Genomic DNA, 17,375 nt, shown 5'->3' with positions numbered 1-17,375 from the left:
ATCGACGCTACCGGTGCCGTGGTCGTAAGCACTCCGTAAGCGGCGCGCGACCACGGCACCGGTAGCGTCGATCCCGAGGCCGGTCTCTGCCTCGAGGACCAGAGCCGGGGCCCCCACGCCGGAGGTATTCGATGAGGATCAAAAGACTGCTCCGACACCCCGCCACGTGGGGCGTTCTGGCGGTCGGTACCGTCGTGCTCGGCGTCGCCCTCTACCTGTTCCAGCCCTGGCGCCTGTTCACCACGGTCGAGGTGAACGAGGCGTTGCCGGCCGTGGCCGTGACCTCCGGGCCGGAGGCGACCCCGGTGGTGGAAGACGGGGCGAGCGAGCCCGCCAAGGCACCCGAGGAGCCGAAAAACCTGGCCAAGGGCACGTTCATCTCCCACGAGCACGAGACCACGGGCAAGGCGAGGGTGCTGGAGCTCCCGGATGGGAGCCGGGTCCTGCGGATCGAGGACCTGGACACCTCCGACGGCCCGGATCTGCGGGTCTGGCTGAGTGACCAGCCCGTCAAGGAGGGCAGGGCCGGATGGTTCAACCTGGACGACGGCAAGCACCTCGAACTCGGCGAGCTGAAGGGCAACCGGGGTAACGCCAACTACGCCATCCCCGCGGGGGCCGACCTCGACAGCCTGAAGAGCGTCACCATCTGGTGCAAGCGCTTCGGCGTCTCCTTCGGCGCCGCCGCCCTCACCTGACACAATGCCCGGATTATGAGTGTTTCCGAGGAACTGCATGCCATTGGCCGCCCGCTCGTCGAGGTGCAGCTCGCGCACCCGACGGTGGTCGGCATCGCGCGAGGGGACCTGCCCGAGCCGGTGTTCCGGTCCTGGCTGGAGCAGGACTACCTGTTCCTGCTCGACTACGTCAGGGTTTTCTCGCGACTCGCCTGGCAGGCCCCTGACGGGCACCTGGGCGACCTGGTGGATCTGGCCCACGCCACGTTCCACGAGGAGTTGAACCTGCACCGTTCACTGTCCGCGGAGTTCGGCGCCGATCTCGGCGGGGTGCGAAAGGGGCCTGCCTGTGCGGCCTACACCTCCTTCCTGCTCGACTCCGCGGCCGTCTACGCCGACGGCCTGGCCGCGCTCTACCCCTGCATGTGGGGTTACTCCACGCTCGGTCGGGCCCTGGCCGAGAACCCGCCCGACGAGCCGCGATACCGTGCCTGGGTCGACACCTACGCCCACCCGGCCTTCGCCGAGCTGACCGAGCGCATCGCCGTGATGATCGACGAGGCGGCACCCGATCCCGGCAGGGCGGGAAAGCTGTTCACCGAGGGAATGGCCCACGAACTCGCCTTCTGGGACGTGCCCTGAGCCCGTCCCCTCGTGGCCCGCTTTCGTCTTTCCCGGCCTCCTGACTTCCCTCGCCTTCGGCTCCGCTCTCCTCGGCAGCGGTCTCGCCGATCCTTCGGCCACGGGGCGCCGAAGGTTGGCCGATCCAGTCGGTCAGTTGTGGTGAATTAGCTCACTATCAGGGGAAATTGAGAGTCCGGATGAGGGCGTCCGAGAGGCTTTGCGCACCCATCAGGTGTGGGAGTTGGAACAATGGGCGCATGAGTGTTCCTGAGGTCGAGGTACGGGCCGTGCCGGATGACGCGTTCCTGCTCGACGTACGCGAGAACGACGAGTGGCGTGCCGGGCACGCGCCGGGAGCCGTCCACATCCCGCTGGGTGAGCTGCAGTCCCGGGTCGACGAGGTGCCCAAGGACGCGCCCGTCTACGTGATCTGCCGGGTCGGCGGCCGTTCCGCCAACGCCACCGCCTGGCTCAACCACGTGGGCCGGGACGCGATCAACGTCGGCGGCGGTATGCAGTCCTGGGAGGTGGCGGGGCGTTCGATGGTCGCCGAGAGCGGTCAGGACCCGTTCGTGGCCTGAGCGGCCTGAGTGGTCTCAGTGGTCTGAGTGGTTTCAGTGGCCCGGGGAGCCTGAGTCGACGTCTATCGAGGAGGCGGTCCTTGCCAAGAAAGGAATAAACGGCATAATCGGGGCGAATTATCTACTGCGGGAGCTCGGGCGTGGACCGGGCTGAGAGGGCGGAACCACGCAGAGGGTCGCACAGACCCTCCGACGCGCCGCCGACCGCATGAACCTGTCCGGACAGTGCCGTCACGGCCCATCGCGTGGCCCCTGCGCAGGTCAGAGGCCACCTACAGGTGGCGTAGGTGGCCCCTTTGGCGTCCGTACAGCTACGAAGTACGGCACTAGCCTGGCTGAGAACCCCTAAGTGCGTGTTTTCGAACCCGGGATCCGTGTTACGTGGTTTTACCGATGCCGATAAGCAACGAGTCTGGAAGTATCACGTCCGCCTTTGCGGCGGACTTCGCCATTGGCCCCGGGAAGTGCCAATGGCGGCCGATACCTTGCGTCAACCCACGCGACACGACATGAAGGAGTGCTCATCGTGACACCCGAGACGGACCCGGCGACTGACCTCAGCGGGTGGGGTGCCGCGCTGGCCAGTGCCTTCGAGCTACTGCTCGGTGGAAAGCCGACCGTCGACCCCGCCGCCAGATACGGGGTGTATTACGCCTCGGACCCCCTCGACGCGTTCCTGTTCCCGAATCCCTGGGCCACCCCTGACGCGCTGTCAGGTCGGGAGCCGAGGCACCTTCCGGATTCGGACGGTGAGTACCCCTTCTCCCCTTGGGCATGGCAGTTCAACCTGAGCGAGTCGCTGTTCCGCTTCGACGCCGAACTCCTGGCAGGAACGGGACCGTGGGGCGACGGCGGGCACAAGGGCCCCCGGCCGTTCGACGACACCTTCGTCGCCGACCTGCGGACCGTCTCCTCGGTCGATGAAGCCGGTGAAGTGCTGGTGCACGGCGCGGAGTTGGGACCGCTCCTGGGCCGCCATGGCGTCGACCTGACCAACAAGAAATCCAAGAAACTGAACGGCTGGCTGACCGTGCTGCTGCGCGTCGCCACCGATGGCACTCTCACCGATGCGATGCGGGCCGCCACGTTCACCGAGCGTGGCCCCGAACACCTGGTGTCGATTCACGACATGGATGACGCCCGCTCCGCCGACGAGCCCTGGGAAGAAAGGCTGAGCGCGGTCACGCATCCCGCGCTCCGCGACCATCTCCGCATGCTCTGCCTCACCGAGGACGACGCGCGCAGCGAGGGCGGCTTCTACTGCGGCGCCGACCACTGGCCGTGGACCGATGTCCTGGAAGCGGTCGGCTGTTCCCTTGTTGCAGGCTGGGGGTTCGGCGAGTCCCAGGCCGGTACCGCCGTCGTGCGATTGCCAGACAAACCAGGAGCGCGCTGAGCACGCTGAACCGCGCCGGGTTTCGTGGAGACTCAGCGCGGTTCACCTCGTGGCGCACAACAGCCGTGAAGTACAGCTACCCCTACGTACGTAGCCGTACTTCTGCGGATATGCACGGACTCGTCCCGTGAGACGGTCGCGCGAACCCCGCGCTGGCCGAATCCAGACAGATGGTGCATCATGATGGGCGCGAGCTGGGGTGATCTCGGCTTTGCGTATCAACCAGCGCGGGAGCTTGGGGCAACCAGGCTGAGAGGGCAGCTACAGCTGCTGCCGACCGCATGAACCTGTCCGGGTAATGCCGGCGTAGGGAGCGTGTGATGTCGCCTGCCGTCGTTGACTCCAAGTCAGCCGAGGCTCCCCTCACCCTCGACGAGGCTCCTCCCAAGGAGCTCGGCGTGCTCGACCAGGGCGCGCTCTGGGCCAACCTGGGGGTCAGCCTGCTCGGATTCTCCGGCGCGATCGCGCTGATCGATCCGCTCGGCGACCGGCCGCTGAGCTTCGTGGCCGCGGTCCTGGCCGCCGTCGTGGGCAGCGTCATCGGCACCGCGATGGTCGGCCTGGCCGCCATCCCCGGGCAGCGGACCGGCGCTCCGGCGATGGTCCTGCTCCGCGGGCTGTTCGGCGCCAGGCTCTCGTACCTGCCGACCGTGCTGAACATCATCCAGATGTTCGGCTGGGGCGCGTTCGAGCTCTGGGTCATCGCCCAGGGCGCCCAGGCCATCGCCGGATCCTTCGGGATCGAGGTGCCGTACGCGGTCTGGGTGGTCGTCGGAGGGGTGATCACCACCGCGCTGAGCATCCGGCCACTGGGAGCGGTCCGGTTGCTCCGCCGGTACGTCACCGCCGGCGTGGTCGTCTCGATGATCTGGTTCGCGGTCGCCCTGTTCAGCCGGGGACCGTCCATCGGCGGTGGATCGTGGGAGGCCTTCGCGCCCTCGGTCGACTACGTGATCGCGCTGTCGGTCTCGTGGGTGCCGGTCGCGGCGGACTTCGCCCGGTTCTCCAGGTCCGGCAGGGCCACGTTCACCGGTGTCGTCGGCGGCTACACGATCACCCAGGTGGCCTGCCTGGTCCTGGGAATCGCGGCGCTCGCCCTGGTCGGCAACGACACCGAACGGGTCTGGGACCCCTTCGTGGCCGCGGCGCTCGGCCCGCTGTTCTTCGGCATCCTGGTGCTCCGGGAGACCGACCAGTCGTTCGTGAACGTCTACTCCACCACCATGTCGCTGCAGAACCTGATGCCCAGGCTGGACCGCAGGGTCATCTCCGTGGTCATCGGGGTACTGGTCACCCTGCTCGCGATCTTCGTCAAGGTCGACACCTACACCGCGTTCCTGAGCCTGATCGGGGCGGTCTTCGTGCCGATGTTCGCGGTGCTCGCCGTGGACTACTTCCTGCTCGGCGGCGCCAGGCGCTGGGACACCTCCGACAGCGCGCCCTCGCGCTGGCTCATGGTGGCCCCGTGGCTGCTGGGCTTCGCGGCATGGTGGATGCTCGCCGCACTGCCGGTCGCCCCGGAGCTGGCCTGGTGGACCTCGTTCTGGACCGATGCCCGTGACCTGCTCGGCTTCGTCCCGCAGCCGTGGATGAGCGCGGCCATCGGCGCGTTCCTCGTCGCGGGTCTCGTCACCCTGGGCACCGGTGCGCTCCGGCGCCGTCCCTGACCGGGCGGAGGCGCGCTACGCGCGGGACTCGATGCGCAGCAGGCGTTCCTTGGCGGCCGAGCCCCCGGCGTACCCGCCAAGGACCGACTCGCTCTCGACGACCCGGTGGCACGGCACGATGACGCACACCGGGTTGCTGCCCAGCGCGTTGCCGACCGCGCGCAGCGCCCGCGGCCTGCCGATCCGCTCGGCGATCTCGCGGTAGGTCGTCACCGTCCCGTACGGCACCGAGAGCATCATCTGCAGCACCGTCCTGGAGAACTGGGTGGCCAGGCGCAGGTCGACCGTTGTGGTGAAGGCACGGAGCCGGGCGGAGAAGTAGGCGTCCAGCTCCCGGCGGACCGGGTCGAGCCGCCGGGGGTCCGGCCCGATGAAGGTGCCGACCTCCCTGCTGATCCGCTCGAAGACGACGTTCTCGTCCTCGTAGCTGCAGGCCACCACACCCCGGCCGGTCACGGCGAGGGTAAGACGCCCCAGCGGTCCGTCGAGCGTGCCGAACGCGATGTCGGGATGGCTCGTGCCGACGTAGTCGGGCGAGGTCACCCGTAGCAATGCATCGATGTCGCCGGATGACATGGCCCCACCCTTTCGTATCCAGGTGTGTGGTGACCGCAGAGTATCGGACGGATCGCCCGGCCAGTGGCAACACGTGCGGGACGAAAGTGCCAAGATCAGGCCGGTTGAGACGGCACTATGGGTGTGTGGTGGACTACACGGCCGACAACGACGGGGGCATCGGCCGGGCGGTCGTGGCCGACGCGCCCAACGCGATCGTCGCCATTGATCGTGAACAGACGGTCATCGCCTGGAATCCCGCGGCCGAGCGCCTTTTCGGCTGGCCGGCCGAGGAGACGGTCGGCCGGCGGGTTCCGGTGGTTCCCGAGGAGCTGATGGCCGAGCACAACGCGGTCCTGGAGAAGGTCCGCACCGGTGGCCAGGTGTCGCTGCGGACCAAGCGGTTCCGCCGGGACGGCAGCCTGCTCGACCTGCGGATCGACACCGGCGCGCTCTCCTCGCGGGACGGCACCCTCAGCGGTTATGTCAGCGTCTACCACCTGGCCCAGGACGACGAGAGCGCCAACGACCGCAACGCCCGCCGGGCACAGCTCGTCCGCCGGCTCACCGACGTTGTCGCCGACATCAACGCCGAGCTGGAGCTGCCCGCGGTGCTCGACCGGATCGCGGCCAGCCTCGCCGACCTGACCGGGGCCGACGCGGGCGGGTTCGTGCTCATCGAGGGCGACCGGCTCCGCCTCGTGGCCCGCCACAACCTTCCCGGCTCGATGCGGAACTCCACGGCGGACCTCCGCACCAGCCTGGTCGGCAAGCTGCTGCGCGAGGGCAGGACCATCCTGCTGGAGACCGGTGACCAGGACCGGCTGGACGAGCTGATCTGGTCGCAGCTGCCCGGCCTGCACACCATCGCGCTCGGTCTCGCGGCCATGGGCGGGCGACCGTACGGCGCGCTGTACGCGCTCTTCGCCAAGCGCAAGGTGGGCCACCTGGAGCTGGAGCTGCTGGAGCTCCTCGCGGGTCACGCGGGCATCGCCGTGGGCAACGCGATGGCCTACCAGGAGGCCGTACGGCAGCGGGCCCACGAGCGAGCGGTGTTCGACGCCAGCGCCGACGGCATAGCGGTCCTCGACGAGCTGGGCCGGGTCGTCCAGTGGAACCCGGCCGCCAGCGAGCTGACCGGCTTCCACTCCGCCGAGGTGATCGGCGGTCCGCCCCCGTTCCAGCTCCCGGCACCGGGAGAGAAGCTCACCATCCAGTTGCCCTCGGGCATCTGGCTGGACGTGCTCTGCGCGGAGATCGTGGAGACGGGCGAGATCGTGGTCGACTTCCGCGACATCACCCGCGCGAAGGAGTTGGAGGAGGCCAAGGATCTCTTCCTGGCCACCACCAGCCATGAGCTCCGCACCCCGATCACCGTGGTCCGCGGCTTCGCCGGCACCCTCGACGACCGCTGGGACAGCATGACCGACGCCGAGCGCCGTGCCGCGGTGCACATCATCGCCGAGCGGGCCCGTTCCCTCGGCCAGCTCATGGACCACCTGCTGCTGGGCTCGCGCGCGGGGGCCGGCGAGCTCACGCTCAGGATCGAGGGCTTCGACCTGGCCGAGCTGGTGCGGGGAGCCACGTTGGGCCTGCCGATCCTGTCGGATCTGCACCGGGTCGAGGTCGACGTCCCCGATGACCTGCCCCTGGTCTCCGGCGACGCGCTGGCCACCGATATCCTGCTGGCCCAGCTGCTGGAGAACGCTTTCAAATATTCGCCGGACGGTGGTCTGATCAGGGTAGAGGCATGGGTGGATGGTGACCGGGTGGTGTTGGTCGTGGACGATGAGGGCGTGGGTATCGCCCACGCCAGCAGGGAGCGCGTCTTCGACCGCTTCGTCCAGGCGGACAGCGGTGACCGCCGCAGGTTCGGCGGAGTCGGGCTTGGTCTCTACATCGTGCGCAGCCTGGCACGGGCCCAGGGAGGAGAGGTGTCGGCGCATCCACGCCCCGCGGGCGGCACCCGGATGAGGTTGGCACTCCGCATCGCCGACACGCCGGACGCTCTTACCTGATCGACACGCCAAGGCGGTAACGAGTCGGTAACGGATCCGCTGATCTATTGTCGAATGTGCACAAGCTGTAATTGCTGCTCGGTTTCCGAGGCTATCTAACGGGGCATTTCGGTCGTACTGGGGTGAGTTCCTCAGGGGGGAAAGGCATACGGGGAGGTGAGTGCGTCGAGCGTCGTGTTGTTGCCGTATGCACCGTCCAGCGTCGCTGTCGCACGCCAACGCCTCTGCTCTGACCTGCAGGAACGGGGTGTGTACGAGACCGCTATAGACGACGCGGTGCTCGTGGTCAGCGAGTTGCTGAGTAATGCGCTGCGTCACGCGCACCCGTTGCCGTCGGGGCAGATCAGGGTGTCATGGCACTGGACCGAGGAGCAGGTCGAGGTTGCGGTGAGTGACGGTGGCGCGGCCACCGAGCCAAGGGCAGGGCGCCCGACGCTCTCCTCCCTGGGAGGGCGAGGCCTCGGAATCGTCGAATATCTGGCCTCGACATGGGGAGTCAGGCATGAGGGGGACATCACCACGGTCTGGGCGGTGGTCACGTCGGTCAACACGGTAGGTAACGGCCATGTTTCCACCCCCGAACCCGCCCTCAGGGAATGCGGATAGTCCTTCCGCCGGGTGCCGTCCCGCTTCGCCTGTCATGAAGCGGGACGGCACCTCCTCCGTCCGGAGTGTCGTCAGCCTCCGGCGAGCGCGGGCCGGTGCAGTACCGCCCGCTCCCCGGTGCTCCAGGCCGTCGTGACGAGCAGGTAGATTCCGGCCGCGAGCGGCAGCACCGCCGCGACCAGCACGGTCCCGTACGGCAGCAGGGGCAGCATCCGGCGCAGCGCCGCGGGCTGGACGTCCTCGCTCATCGTGCTCCGCGTCTGGCGGGAGGCGACCCACGCCACGGCGACGAGCAGCAGGAAAAGCCCGGCGAAGACCAGGGTCGGGCCGCTGAGCAGCCCGAACCCGGCCACCGTGCCCGCGAACTGCTGGCCGAGCGGCACCCCGAGGAGCCCGTGGGTCAGCAGTGCGTTGGCCTGGCCGGCGATCGTCGAGGAGACGAACGCCTGGTAGGTCACCATGAGGAACGGCAACTGCGCCACCGACGGCAGGCAGCCTGCCAGCGGTGAGGTCCTCTCCCTCGCGTAGAGGGCGGCCAGTTCCCGCTGGAGCCGTTCGGGATGGCGGCCGTGGCGTTTCTGGAGTTTCCGGACCTCAGGCGCGAGGCGGATCCTGGCCCGCTCGCCCCTGGCCCGCATGACGCTGAGCGGGAGCAGCAGGAGCCGGACGAGGAGTGTGAAAACGACGATCGCGAGCGCGGTGGAGCCCAGTGGCCCCGCGAGCGCGGTGATGAGGTCGGCGGTGAACCCGATGACGGGGTCGAACATGGTTGGGGCCCTTCTGACCGGAGTGGAGACGGTACAGAGGACGCCCGCGCACCGCGGGGGTTTATCAGAGCGCGTGCGCGCGGCACACGGTGGTCGCGGGGGGTTACGCGGGCGCCGGGCCCGCGGAGGGTGCTCTGGGCCGGGATCTCCCGGCCGCGTCGGGGTCGCGTTGCCGGACGAACATCGTCCGCCTGGCCCGATCGCGCCGCGACAGCGGCGACCGCGCCCGCGCACCGGAGGTGACGGGCGCCGGTCGCAGTGCCCAGGCGAGCAGGAGCACGCCCAGCCCGACCACGGCGGTCGCCGTCAGGACGCCGCCGCCGTCGAACATCCAGACCGTCAGTGTCTGGACGGCGAGGAGCAGGTTCATCTCTTGGACTTGGACACCACGGTGACCAGGGCGACGACCACGAAGGCCACGACCGCCAGCACGATCACGAACTTCAGCAGCCCGAAAAGGGCGGGCAGCACGAGCCCGAACACCACATAGAGCGCAAGCAGGGCGCCCAGGACCGCCAGCACGATACGACTCATGTGTTCCACCGTACGCTGACAGGGGAAGCGGCGGGCGCCTTGATCGTAACGATCGAGTGCTTACGGACCGGTGACACGGCTTAGGGATCTCCCCTCGTGGGCCTACCGTTGAGGTCATGAGCGCGCGGATTCTGGTGGTCGACGACGATCCGATGGTGGCCGAGGTGGTGGCCCGCTACCTGGAACGTGACGGTCACGTGGTCGAGTGCGTCGGAGACGGCGCCGAGGCGCTCAGGCGCGCGCTGTCCAACCCGCCGGACCTGATGGTGCTCGACCTGATGCTCCCCAAGATGGACGGGCTCCAGGTGTGCAGGAAGCTCAGGGAGCGGTGGCCGGTTCCAGTGATCATGCTGACCGCGCTGGGTGAGGAGATGGACAGGGTCGTCGGTCTGGAGACCGGTGCCGACGACTACGTCACCAAGCCCTTCAGCCCCAGGGAACTGGCCCTGCGCGTGCAGTCGGTGCTGCGGCGGGCGCGCGGCGCCTCGCTGCCGACCGGCACCGGGGTGCTCAGGGACGGTGATCTGACCGTCGACGTCGGGGCGCACGAGGTGCGGTTCCGAGGTGACGAGATCATGCTGACCGCCCGCGAGTTCGACCTTCTGGCCCACCTGATGCGCAACCCCCGCCAGGCCTTCAGCCGCTCCGCGCTGCTCAACCAGGTCTGGGGCTGGTCCTTCGGCGACTCCTCCACGGTGACCGTCCACGTCCGCCGCCTCCGCGAGAAGATCGAGCCGGATCCGACCGTTCCCCGGCGCATCGTCACGGTGTGGGGCGTCGGCTACCGCTACGAACCGCTGGTGGAGCCGTGATCCCCGAGATCCTGCTGATCGTCGCGGTCACCGCCGGCCTCGGCCTGCTGGTCGCGCTCGCCGGGCTGGGGGCGATGTGGCTGCTGCGCGAGCGGTCGATCGGCGCGATGCTCGCGGTGGTCGTCGTGGTGACCGTGGTGGCGACGGTGGGCGGCGTGGTCGCCATCACCCTGAAAATGATCATTGAGGGTACGCCGAGGGACATCGTGCTCAGCGTGGTCGCGGTGGGTGGTCTGGTCGGGCTGGGCGTCGCGACGGTGCTCGCCCGCCGGGTCGTGGCGGCCAGCCGCAGGCTCGTCGACGCCGTGCACGCGGTGCCCGACTCGGGGGAGTTCACCCCACCCGGAGGTCTCCCCGCCGAGCTCGGCACGATCGCCGGGAGCCTGGATCAGGCCTACCGGCGCCTGCGCCTGGGCCACGAGCGCGAGCGCGCCCTGGAGAGCGCGCGCCGTGAGCTCGTCGCCTGGGTCAGCCACGACCTGCGTACCCCGCTGGCGGGCATGCGGGCCATGGCGGAGGCCCTGGAGGACGGGGTGGTCGCCGACCCCGAGACCGTAGGCCGTTACCACCGGCAGATCCGTCTGGAGGTGGACCGGCTGTCGGGAATGGTCGACGACCTCTTCGAGCTGTCCAAGATCCACGCGGGGGCGCTGCGCCTGTCACGCAACCGGATCGGCCTCGGCGACCTGATCGCCGACGCGCTGGCCGGGGTGGAGCAACTGGCCAGGGCCAAGGGGGTGCGGCTGGCCGGCGAGGTCGACCCGGTGATCCCCGTTCAGGCCGACGCGGCCGAGCTCTCCCGGGCGCTGCGCAACCTGGTGGTCAACGCGATCAGGCACACTCCCGGCGACGGCACCGTCCTGGTCCGCGCCTCGATCGAGGGCCAGATCGCCTGCCTGTCCGTCGCCGACTGCTGCGGCGGCATCCCGGCGGACGACCTGCCCCGCGTCTTCGACGTCGCCTTCCGCGGCGAGGCGGCCCGCACGCCCAGTGCCGACGGCGCCGGAGCGGGCCTCGGCCTGGCGATCGCGCGCGGCATCGTCGAGGCCCACGAGGGAGCGATCGGCGTCGTCAACTCCGGCCCGGGCTGCCGCTTCGAGATCCGCCTGCCGATCTCCGTCTGAACGGCACCGCCGGCCGCCGTCGCGGGGCGCCGTCGCGGGGCGCCGTCACCGGCCCTGATCCGATCGGCCCGGGTCCGGCGAGCCGCCGGTTCGGGCCGTCAGCCGGGGCCGTTGCCGTTGGAGGTCGGCGCGGTCGTGGCGTCGCTCTCGGGTCTCACCGAGACCATGAGGGTCACCTGCGCGCACTCGTCGTCCTCGGCGGTGCCGGTTTCGACGTGCCGGCAGGAGGTGAGCCTCCTGGTGGTGCCCAGGGACTCCACCATCGCCCGGAACGTCGGGCACGGCCAGCGCCACATGCAGCTGCGGCAGCGCAGGATCGGATGTGCCGTGTCGCTGGTGATGCCGCCCGCGTCACGGGGCTGGTGCAGGTCGAGCAGCCTGACGCCGAGCGTGGCGAAGTCGAGGAGCTCTTCGCGCGCCCCTTCGAGGAAGTCGAGGTCCTCGGTCGACAGGCTGGTTCTGATCGGGACGTGTCCCTCGTGGTTCACCAGGCTCCGCAGTGAACTCGCCGCATCGCGCCACGAGGTGGCCTTGTCGGTACGAGTGATCATGGACTCCAGGTGTTCCCGGAGCCGCTGCCGCTGGAGATCCTCGGGTAGATCGGTGTTCATGGATGCGTTCGAGCCCGTTTCCTGTAACTCAACGGCTGTCACTGCCGTAGCGCAGCGATGATCGGGAGTGTCGGGTCTTCTCCCTTTTCCGGCCAAGCCGGTGTTGCGCAGTGTCAAGCTTCGCGCACTCCGGGTTTCCATGAGGCCGAAACGGGGGACAAAGGGCGGACGACTCGGGTTGTTCAAGAGAGCGTGACCGGTGGCTCTCGCGCCGCTAGTGTGCCCGCTGTGGAGCTAAAAGTCTCAACTCGATCTCATGCCGGGCACACCGTCGTGACCATCGTTGGCGAAATCGACCTATACACCGCACCTCGCCTGCAGGCCGAGTTCACCCGGCTGCTCGGGCAGAGCCAGACCATGCTCGTGGTCCTCGACATGTCCGCCGTGGAGTTCTGTGACTCCACCGGCATGAACGTGCTGCTCTCCGCGCTCAAGCGGCTGCGCGAGCGCGGCGGCACACTGGAGGTGGCGGCGCCCCGGCCCGCCGTACGCAAGATCCTTCAGGTCACGGGCCTAGACTCGGTCTTCGTCGTGCACGAGACCCTGCCGGAGAAGCTGATGACCTCCGAATCCCAGGGATGACCCGCTCCCCACGGCCGAAGCCCGGGGTTTCCACGCTGGAGGTGTTCGATGACCGGTACGGCGGCGATCATTCCCGCCAAGAACGAGGATGATCGGATCGGGGCGACCGTGGCCGCGGCCCTGGCGCTCCCCGGCGTCGATCTCGTCATGGTCGTCGACGACGGCTCGACCGACCAGACGGGGCGGGTGGCCAAGGTGGCCGGGGCCCACGTCGTGCGGCACAGCCACAACCGGGGCAAGGCCGCCGCGATGGAGAGCGGTGCCGAGGCCGTCCGCCTGCTCGACGACGAGGAGCCCCGGCACCTGCTGTTCCTCGACGCCGACCTGGGGGAGACCGCCGGTACCGCCGCGCCGCTGATCGAGCCGGTCGCGGCGGGCGAGGTCGACATGACGATCGCCGTCTTCGCCACCCGGGTGAAGCTCGGCGGCCACGGGTTCGTCGTGAAGCTCGCCCGTGAGGGCGTCGAGCGTGCCACCGGCTGGACGCCCGTCCAGCCGCTCAACGGCCAGCGCTGCCTGACCCGGGCGGCCTTCGAAGCCGCCCGGCCACTGGCCCACGGCTTCGGCGTGGAGACCGGTCTCACGATCGATCTGCTCAGAAAGGGCTTTCGGGTACGCGAGGTCCAGGTGGAGATGGCCCACCGGGCCACCGGCACCGACTGGCGGGCCCAGCTCCATCGGGCCAGGCAGTTCCGCGACGTCGCCCGCGCCCTCCTGGTCCGCCGCTGAGCCTGGCGGCATTCACCCGGCCGAGCGGCTCCTCGCGGGTCCGGCGAGGACTCGCGGCCTCCATATCTGTGATGTCTTTGCAGGTCAGAGGTCATGCGAGAGTCGGCGGTGCGGGTAGTCGTCGCGGGTCGGCCGAGGTCACACGCGGGATGCGGGAACGGCCGGGGCCACCGGGAGAACAGGTCGCCCGCCGCTCCTCGCGGTGCCGTCCGGTCCGCCGCTGCCGCACCGGGCACCTGTGGGATGTGCTGGAATCTGCGGGTGAGCTTGGAGGCGTCGGTCGGCGACAAGAGGCGGAGCCCCTTCGGCGGCATGCCGCGGAGGCTCGACATCGCCGCGTTCGGGGCCATGGGGCTCTCGGTGGCGGTCACGGTCCTGATCGGGCTGCTGGGGCCCTCCGCCATGGTCCCGAGGCTGCCCGGGCCGTCCTGGCAGCCGCCGTACTCGCTGGACGTTCCGGTGAGCGCCCATCTGGTCATCGCCATGGGCGCCGCCGCGATCGTCCTGGGCGGGCTCGGGCTCGCCGCCGCGCTCAGGTCCCGGTGGAGGCCGGAGGCGCGATGGCTGCTCATGGCGGGCTGCGCCACCGCGGGGCTGCTCGCCTTCCTGCCGCCCTCGGGCTCGGCCGACCATCTCAACTACGCCGCGTACGGTCGGCTGGTCACGCTCGGCCAGGACCCCTACGCGGTCACCCCCGCCCTGCTGCCCCACGATCCGGTCACCGGCGCGGTGGAGGAGTGGGCCGGGGTGACCAGTGTCTACGGCCCGGTCGCCACCGCGGTACAGGCGCTGGCGAGCCTCGTGGGCGGCGACTCGGTCCGGCTGACGGTCTTCGTGATGGCCGCGGTCAACGCCGCGGCGTTCATCGGTACCGCGCTGCTGCTGCACCGTTTCGCCAGGGGGGACGAGGAACTGCGCGGGCGGGCGGCACTGCTCTGGGCGGCCAACCCGCTGATGATCTACCACCTGGGCGCGGGGATGCACATCGACACCCTCGCCATCGCCTGCATGGTCGCCGCGCTCACGGTTCGCGGGGCCGCCTCCGGGCTGCTGCTCGGGGTGGGCATCGGGGTCAAGCTCAACGCCGGGCTCGTCGCCCTCGGCCCGGCGTGGGAGCTGCGCCGCTCGCCGGGCAGGCTCGCCGTGGTGGCGGGGACCGCGACGGCCACCGTAGTGGCGATCTACGCCGTCGCCGGGCCGCACGTGCTCGACCAGGTGAGCGCCGCCAGCAGGAAGGTCTCCCTCGCCACGCCCTGGCAGCTCGTCAAGGTGGGGCTCCAGTCGCTCTTCGGGCCGGGCGCGTACTCGGCCTGGATCCAGATCGGCTCCCTGCTGCTGATGGTCTGCCTGGCCTGGTTGCTGCTGCGGGCACTGCCCGCGGAGACCGCGCCCGGCGACACCGCGCCCGCGGTCGCCGCGGTGATGGTGGTCGCCTGGCTGTTCGCCGCGCCGTACGCGCTGCCCTGGTACGACGGGCTGGCCTTCGCGCTGCTGGCCATGGCGTCCTGGCCCGTGCTGGAGGGCTTCATGGTCGCCAGGGTCGTCGCGCTGTCGCTGGGCTACCTGCCGGCCAGGGAGGCGCTGCGCCCCGAGGACCTGCTCTGGATGAAGACCCTGCTCAGGGAGCGGGTGGTGCCGTGGACGCTGCTGGCACTGACGATCGCCCTGGCGTGCTGGGCGGCGAGAGCGCCAGGGCGCGCACGGAGGCGGCGAGCGTCAGTGGAACCGCGACCGTGAGCGCCATCGCCGGGATCGCGATGCCCGAGTCGTTCATCAGGAAGCCGATCAGCGCGCAGGCCAGCGCGCCGATCAGCCCGGCACGCAGCGCGGGCGAGAGCGCGTAGGCCCGGCCCAGGGCCGAGGCCCCCCATCGCGAGGGGCGGTCGAGCACCAGGAACAGGAACGCCAGCGCGACCAGCGTGAGCAGGGACAGTGACCAGTTGCCGACCGTGACCCCGATCATCGCGCCGAACTTGCGGCCGACCACGGTCCATGCCTCCCCGTCCAGCACCTGCTGGACGAAGGCGCCCAGGTGGGTGCGCTGGTCGGCGGGCCTGCGCCAGTCGGCGACCGCGATGGTGCCGATCAGCAGGACACCCGCCAGACCGGCCAGGCCCAGCTTGACCGGTGAGACCCGCCCACCGGCCAGCAGGATCACGAGGATGGCGACCCCCACCAGGAACGCCGGGACCCCGCCGAAGTCGGCGCCCCACGCGGGCCAGCCGTCGGCGAACACCGCCAGCCCCCCGTACGTCACGCACACCGCGAGCGCGAGCCCGCGCCGGCCGCGTGAGATCAGCCACTGGGCCGTCCCGGCCAGGGCCAGGATCGTACCGGCGGAGTAGACGGCGAAGGCGATGTTGCTGAAACCGTAGAAGCGCCCGCCGGTCACCGGCTCGTAGCCGGTGACCGCGTTCACCTGGAGCACCGAGCCGGTCATCACGTCGGCCAGCAGCGCCATCGAGGTGATGGCGGCGACCACGGTCAGCGGGCCCAGCGGGTGCGTCCGCCACGGCCCGGCGAACGCCACCCCCGTGATCACGCAGGCGAATCCGAGGATCGTCACGATCACCGCGGCCATCGGGGCGGGCAGGCTCCACCAGGGGACGAGTTGCGCCAGGAAGGTGGAGACCGCGATCGCCCCGCTGACCACGGCGACGACCTGGACGGCGGTCAGGGCTCGGGAGCCGCCCCAGCCCCGCCGGATCGCGACGGCGGCCAGCAGGTAGAACAGGATCTGCACCGCCACGAACACCGCGAAGAACGGTCCTCGCACCTCGCGCAGCACCTGGCTCGCCAGGTCGTCGTCCGCCAGCTTCCGCACGGTCGCCGCGACCGGCTCCCCGCTCGGCTCCTGGCCCTGCCAGGCGCGGCCGACGACCCCGTTCGGGGCCCGCAGGCCCAGCAGGTCGATCGCGGTGGCGGTCAGGTCGGTGTTGGCGACCAGGCCGTCCTGGCGGGTGGAGGTGGCGGTGAGGTAGCCGCGCGGGTACGGCTCACCGCCGGGAGACGGGCCCCGGGCGATCGCCACGTGCAGGTGCGGCGCGATCGAGGTGTCGGCCAGGCCGCCGAGCAGGACCGTGGTCCCGCTCCCGGGTGTCTTTCCGGCTTCCGGAGTCTGCGCGGTTCCGGGGGCCCGGGTGGTTTCGGAGGTCGGCGTGGGGGGCGTCGCCGGAGCGGTGGCGGCCGCGCGTGGCGGGGGCAGGCGGTCGAGGACCGCGCCCACCACGTGGTCGGCTCTGGCCACGGCCTCCCGCCTGGTCTGAGCGGTCATCGAGACCGGGACGCCGTCCGGGGTGAGGCCGCCGCCGATCCAGGCCCTGGCCAGGTCGTCGGCCTCCACCACGATCAGCCCGTACGGGGACAGCTCGCCGAGTTCCTCGATGTTCGCCGCGTATTTCGCGATTTTTCCTGATGTATCGGCGGCGGCGAGCGCGGCCCCCGGCCCGACGGCGGCCACCTTCAGGCCCGCTCCGGCCGCGAGCCGACCCAGCTGCCCGAGCACCGGCCGGTAGGAGGTGGTGGCGTTGAAAGCGGACAGCTCGTCCCAGCCGGGCACGCTCGCCCCGCCGTCGGAGGTGGCCTCCGGCGTGCGCGGCAGCGCGCAGCCCGCGCCCGGGGCACCTGCCCGCTGGCCCGCGGAGATCGTCAGCCAGCCCGCCACCGGGCAGGTGATCCCCCGGTCCGGCGGCGGAACCGCCCGGGTGGACATGGAGGCGGACCCGCCCTCGCCCGCGAGCCTCCACAGGTTCGGGGTCCACTCCGGGTCCAGGTCACTCCACTCCAGCCCCGGCACCCCGATGACCACGACCCGCTCGGGAAGCGCCCTCGCCACCGAGGCGCTCGCCGTACCGGCCCCAAGGGCTCCCAGGAGCCCGCAGACCCCGGCCAGCATGATCAGCACGGTCCTGGAGAACCCCGCTGGCCGATTCTTTTTCGAGCCGTGTGACCCGCGTGTTCCGTACCGGATGACGACCTCGGCGGGCGGAGTCCCGGCGGGCAGGGGGCGCGTCGGCCGCGCGGGCCGCCCCGGCCGTGTCGCGGCGCCGGGCGTCCCGGTGGCGGCCGGGCGCGCGAGCCCGCGACCGCGCG

General features: G+C 70.4%; 18 protein-coding genes and 1 riboswitch. Of the genes, 12 read left to right on the top strand and 6 right to left on the bottom strand.

Features of this window, described 5'->3' with window-relative positions; all coding sequences use genetic code 11:
- Positions 1–131 precede the first annotated feature (131 nt).
- From ABZU75_RS29115 to ABZU75_RS29095, 5 genes are all read left to right on the top strand, one after another.
- Positions 132–698, top strand: coding sequence for a DM13 domain-containing protein (locus tag ABZU75_RS29115; RefSeq protein ID WP_355560797.1), 567 nt, complete (start codon positions 132–134; stop codon positions 696–698).
- Between the two features lie 15 nt (positions 699–713).
- Positions 714–1,319, top strand: a complete 606-nt coding sequence (locus tag ABZU75_RS29110; protein ID WP_350913977.1) for a transcriptional regulator — start codon at positions 714–716, stop codon at positions 1,317–1,319.
- 239 nt (positions 1,320–1,558) lie between these two features.
- On the top strand, positions 1,559–1,882 hold the full coding sequence (locus ABZU75_RS29105; protein ID WP_355560794.1) for a rhodanese-like domain-containing protein: 324 nt from the start codon (positions 1,559–1,561) through the stop codon (positions 1,880–1,882).
- 526 nt (positions 1,883–2,408) lie between these two features.
- Positions 2,409–3,278 carry a hypothetical protein gene (locus ABZU75_RS29100; protein ID WP_355560791.1) on the top strand — a complete coding sequence of 290 codons (870 nt, stop codon included), beginning with the start codon at positions 2,409–2,411 and terminating at the stop codon, positions 3,276–3,278.
- Between the two features lie 217 nt (positions 3,279–3,495).
- A riboswitch (TPP riboswitch) is annotated at positions 3,496–3,608 on the top strand.
- Positions 3,599–4,945: a cytosine permease gene (locus ABZU75_RS29095; RefSeq protein ID WP_355560788.1), complete on the top strand. Its 1,347-nt coding sequence runs from the start codon at positions 3,599–3,601 to the stop codon at positions 4,943–4,945. Its footprint overlaps the riboswitch before it by 10 nt.
- Before the next feature lie 15 nt (positions 4,946–4,960).
- On the opposite strand, the gene ABZU75_RS29090 is transcribed toward ABZU75_RS29095, so the two are convergent.
- Positions 4,961–5,521 (bottom strand): methylated-DNA--[protein]-cysteine S-methyltransferase, encoded by a 561-nt coding sequence (locus tag ABZU75_RS29090; RefSeq protein WP_343970715.1) that lies wholly within the window; start codon positions 5,519–5,521, stop codon positions 4,961–4,963.
- A gap of 125 nt (positions 5,522–5,646) precedes the next feature.
- Between ABZU75_RS29090 and ABZU75_RS29085 the strand changes: the two genes are divergently transcribed.
- Positions 5,647–7,518 carry a PAS domain S-box protein gene (locus ABZU75_RS29085; protein WP_355560784.1) on the top strand — a complete coding sequence of 624 codons (1,872 nt, stop codon included), beginning with the start codon at positions 5,647–5,649 and terminating at the stop codon, positions 7,516–7,518.
- A 156-nt stretch (positions 7,519–7,674) separates the two neighbouring features.
- A complete protein-coding gene (locus ABZU75_RS29080) occupies positions 7,675–8,124 on the top strand; it encodes an ATP-binding protein (protein ID WP_355560781.1) in 450 nt (149 codons plus the stop codon).
- Between the two features lie 71 nt (positions 8,125–8,195).
- Here the strand turns inward: ABZU75_RS29080 and yidC are convergent, their stop codons facing one another.
- The 3 genes from yidC to ABZU75_RS29065 form a co-directional block, all read right to left on the bottom strand.
- A complete protein-coding gene (gene yidC, locus ABZU75_RS29075; RefSeq protein ID WP_355560778.1) occupies positions 8,196–8,891 on the bottom strand; it encodes a membrane protein insertase YidC in 696 nt (231 codons plus the stop codon).
- A 103-nt stretch (positions 8,892–8,994) separates the two neighbouring features.
- Positions 8,995–9,261, bottom strand: coding sequence for a DUF6412 domain-containing protein (locus ABZU75_RS29070; protein ID WP_350913989.1), 267 nt, complete (start codon positions 9,259–9,261; stop codon positions 8,995–8,997).
- Positions 9,258–9,425, bottom strand: a complete 168-nt coding sequence (locus ABZU75_RS29065) for a hypothetical protein (protein ID WP_326646316.1) — start codon at positions 9,423–9,425, stop codon at positions 9,258–9,260. Before ABZU75_RS29065 ends, ABZU75_RS29070 begins: the two co-directional genes overlap by 4 nt.
- 116 nt (positions 9,426–9,541) lie before the next feature.
- Between ABZU75_RS29065 and ABZU75_RS29060 the strand changes: the two genes are divergently transcribed.
- On the top strand, positions 9,542–10,237 hold the full coding sequence (locus ABZU75_RS29060) for a response regulator transcription factor (protein ID WP_355560773.1): 696 nt from the start codon (positions 9,542–9,544) through the stop codon (positions 10,235–10,237).
- A complete protein-coding gene (locus ABZU75_RS29055; protein ID WP_355560770.1) occupies positions 10,234–11,361 on the top strand; it encodes an ATP-binding protein in 1,128 nt (375 codons plus the stop codon). Before ABZU75_RS29060 ends, ABZU75_RS29055 begins: the two co-directional genes overlap by 4 nt.
- A gap of 98 nt (positions 11,362–11,459) precedes the next feature.
- Here the strand turns inward: ABZU75_RS29055 and ABZU75_RS29050 are convergent, their stop codons facing one another.
- Complete coding sequence (locus ABZU75_RS29050) at positions 11,460–11,972, bottom strand: hypothetical protein (RefSeq protein WP_355560767.1); 513 nt, start codon at positions 11,970–11,972, stop codon at positions 11,460–11,462.
- A 228-nt stretch (positions 11,973–12,200) separates the two neighbouring features.
- Here ABZU75_RS29050 and ABZU75_RS29045 point away from each other — a divergent pair, with 228 nt between their 5' ends.
- The 3 genes from ABZU75_RS29045 (at position 12,201) to mptB (ending at position 15,020) form a co-directional block, all read left to right on the top strand.
- The gene (locus tag ABZU75_RS29045) at positions 12,201–12,554 is read left to right on the top strand and encodes an STAS domain-containing protein (protein WP_350913998.1); all 354 of its coding nucleotides are present in this window, start codon (positions 12,201–12,203) and stop codon (positions 12,552–12,554) included.
- A gap of 48 nt (positions 12,555–12,602) precedes the next feature.
- The gene (locus ABZU75_RS29040; protein ID WP_355560763.1) at positions 12,603–13,283 is read left to right on the top strand and encodes a glycosyltransferase family 2 protein; all 681 of its coding nucleotides are present in this window, start codon (positions 12,603–12,605) and stop codon (positions 13,281–13,283) included.
- Between the two features lie 261 nt (positions 13,284–13,544).
- Complete coding sequence (gene mptB, locus ABZU75_RS29035; protein ID WP_355560761.1) at positions 13,545–15,020, top strand: polyprenol phosphomannose-dependent alpha 1,6 mannosyltransferase MptB; 1,476 nt, start codon at positions 13,545–13,547, stop codon at positions 15,018–15,020.
- Here the strand turns inward: mptB and ABZU75_RS29030 are convergent.
- Positions 14,902–17,178 (bottom strand): hypothetical protein, encoded by a 2,277-nt coding sequence (locus tag ABZU75_RS29030; protein ID WP_355560809.1) that lies wholly within the window; start codon positions 17,176–17,178, stop codon positions 14,902–14,904. The two genes, mptB and ABZU75_RS29030, sit on opposite strands and share 119 nt — an antisense overlap.
- Positions 17,179–17,375 lie beyond the last annotated feature (197 nt).

Origin of the sequence: Streptosporangium sp. NPDC005286 (assembly GCF_040607515.1) — a bacterium.
In the GTDB taxonomy this organism is placed as follows: domain Bacteria; phylum Actinomycetota; class Actinomycetes; order Streptosporangiales; family Streptosporangiaceae; genus Streptosporangium.
This window is presented reverse-complemented; position numbering and strand designations above follow the sequence as displayed.

What these genes read in the sequence shown, in the direction of transcription:
- ABZU75_RS29060 (WP_355560773.1), top strand. Translation starts at nt 9,542, where the DNA reads ATGAGCGCGCGGATTCTGGTGGTCGACGACGATCCGATGGTGGCCGAG.
- ABZU75_RS29110 (WP_350913977.1), top strand. Translation starts at nt 714, where the DNA reads ATGAGTGTTTCCGAGGAACTGCATGCCATTGGCCGCCCGCTCGTCGAG.
- ABZU75_RS29115 (WP_355560797.1), top strand. Translation starts at nt 132, where the DNA reads ATGAGGATCAAAAGACTGCTCCGACACCCCGCCACGTGGGGCGTTCTG.
- ABZU75_RS29070 (WP_350913989.1), bottom strand. Translation starts at nt 9,261, where the DNA reads ATGAACCTGCTCCTCGCCGTCCAGACACTGACGGTCTGGATGTTCGAC.
- yidC (WP_355560778.1), bottom strand. Translation starts at nt 8,891, where the DNA reads ATGTTCGACCCCGTCATCGGGTTCACCGCCGACCTCATCACCGCGCTC.
- ABZU75_RS29105 (WP_355560794.1), top strand. Translation starts at nt 1,559, where the DNA reads ATGAGTGTTCCTGAGGTCGAGGTACGGGCCGTGCCGGATGACGCGTTC.
- ABZU75_RS29065 (WP_326646316.1), bottom strand. Translation starts at nt 9,425, where the DNA reads ATGAGTCGTATCGTGCTGGCGGTCCTGGGCGCCCTGCTTGCGCTCTAT.
- ABZU75_RS29040 (WP_355560763.1), top strand. Translation starts at nt 12,603, where the DNA reads ATGACCGGTACGGCGGCGATCATTCCCGCCAAGAACGAGGATGATCGG.
- ABZU75_RS29090 (WP_343970715.1), bottom strand. Translation starts at nt 5,521, where the DNA reads ATGTCATCCGGCGACATCGATGCATTGCTACGGGTGACCTCGCCCGAC.
- ABZU75_RS29030 (WP_355560809.1), bottom strand. Translation starts at nt 17,178, where the DNA reads ATGCTGGCCGGGGTCTGCGGGCTCCTGGGAGCCCTTGGGGCCGGTACG.
- ABZU75_RS29095 (WP_355560788.1), top strand. Translation starts at nt 3,599, where the DNA reads ATGTCGCCTGCCGTCGTTGACTCCAAGTCAGCCGAGGCTCCCCTCACC.
- ABZU75_RS29050 (WP_355560767.1), bottom strand. Translation starts at nt 11,972, where the DNA reads ATGAACACCGATCTACCCGAGGATCTCCAGCGGCAGCGGCTCCGGGAA.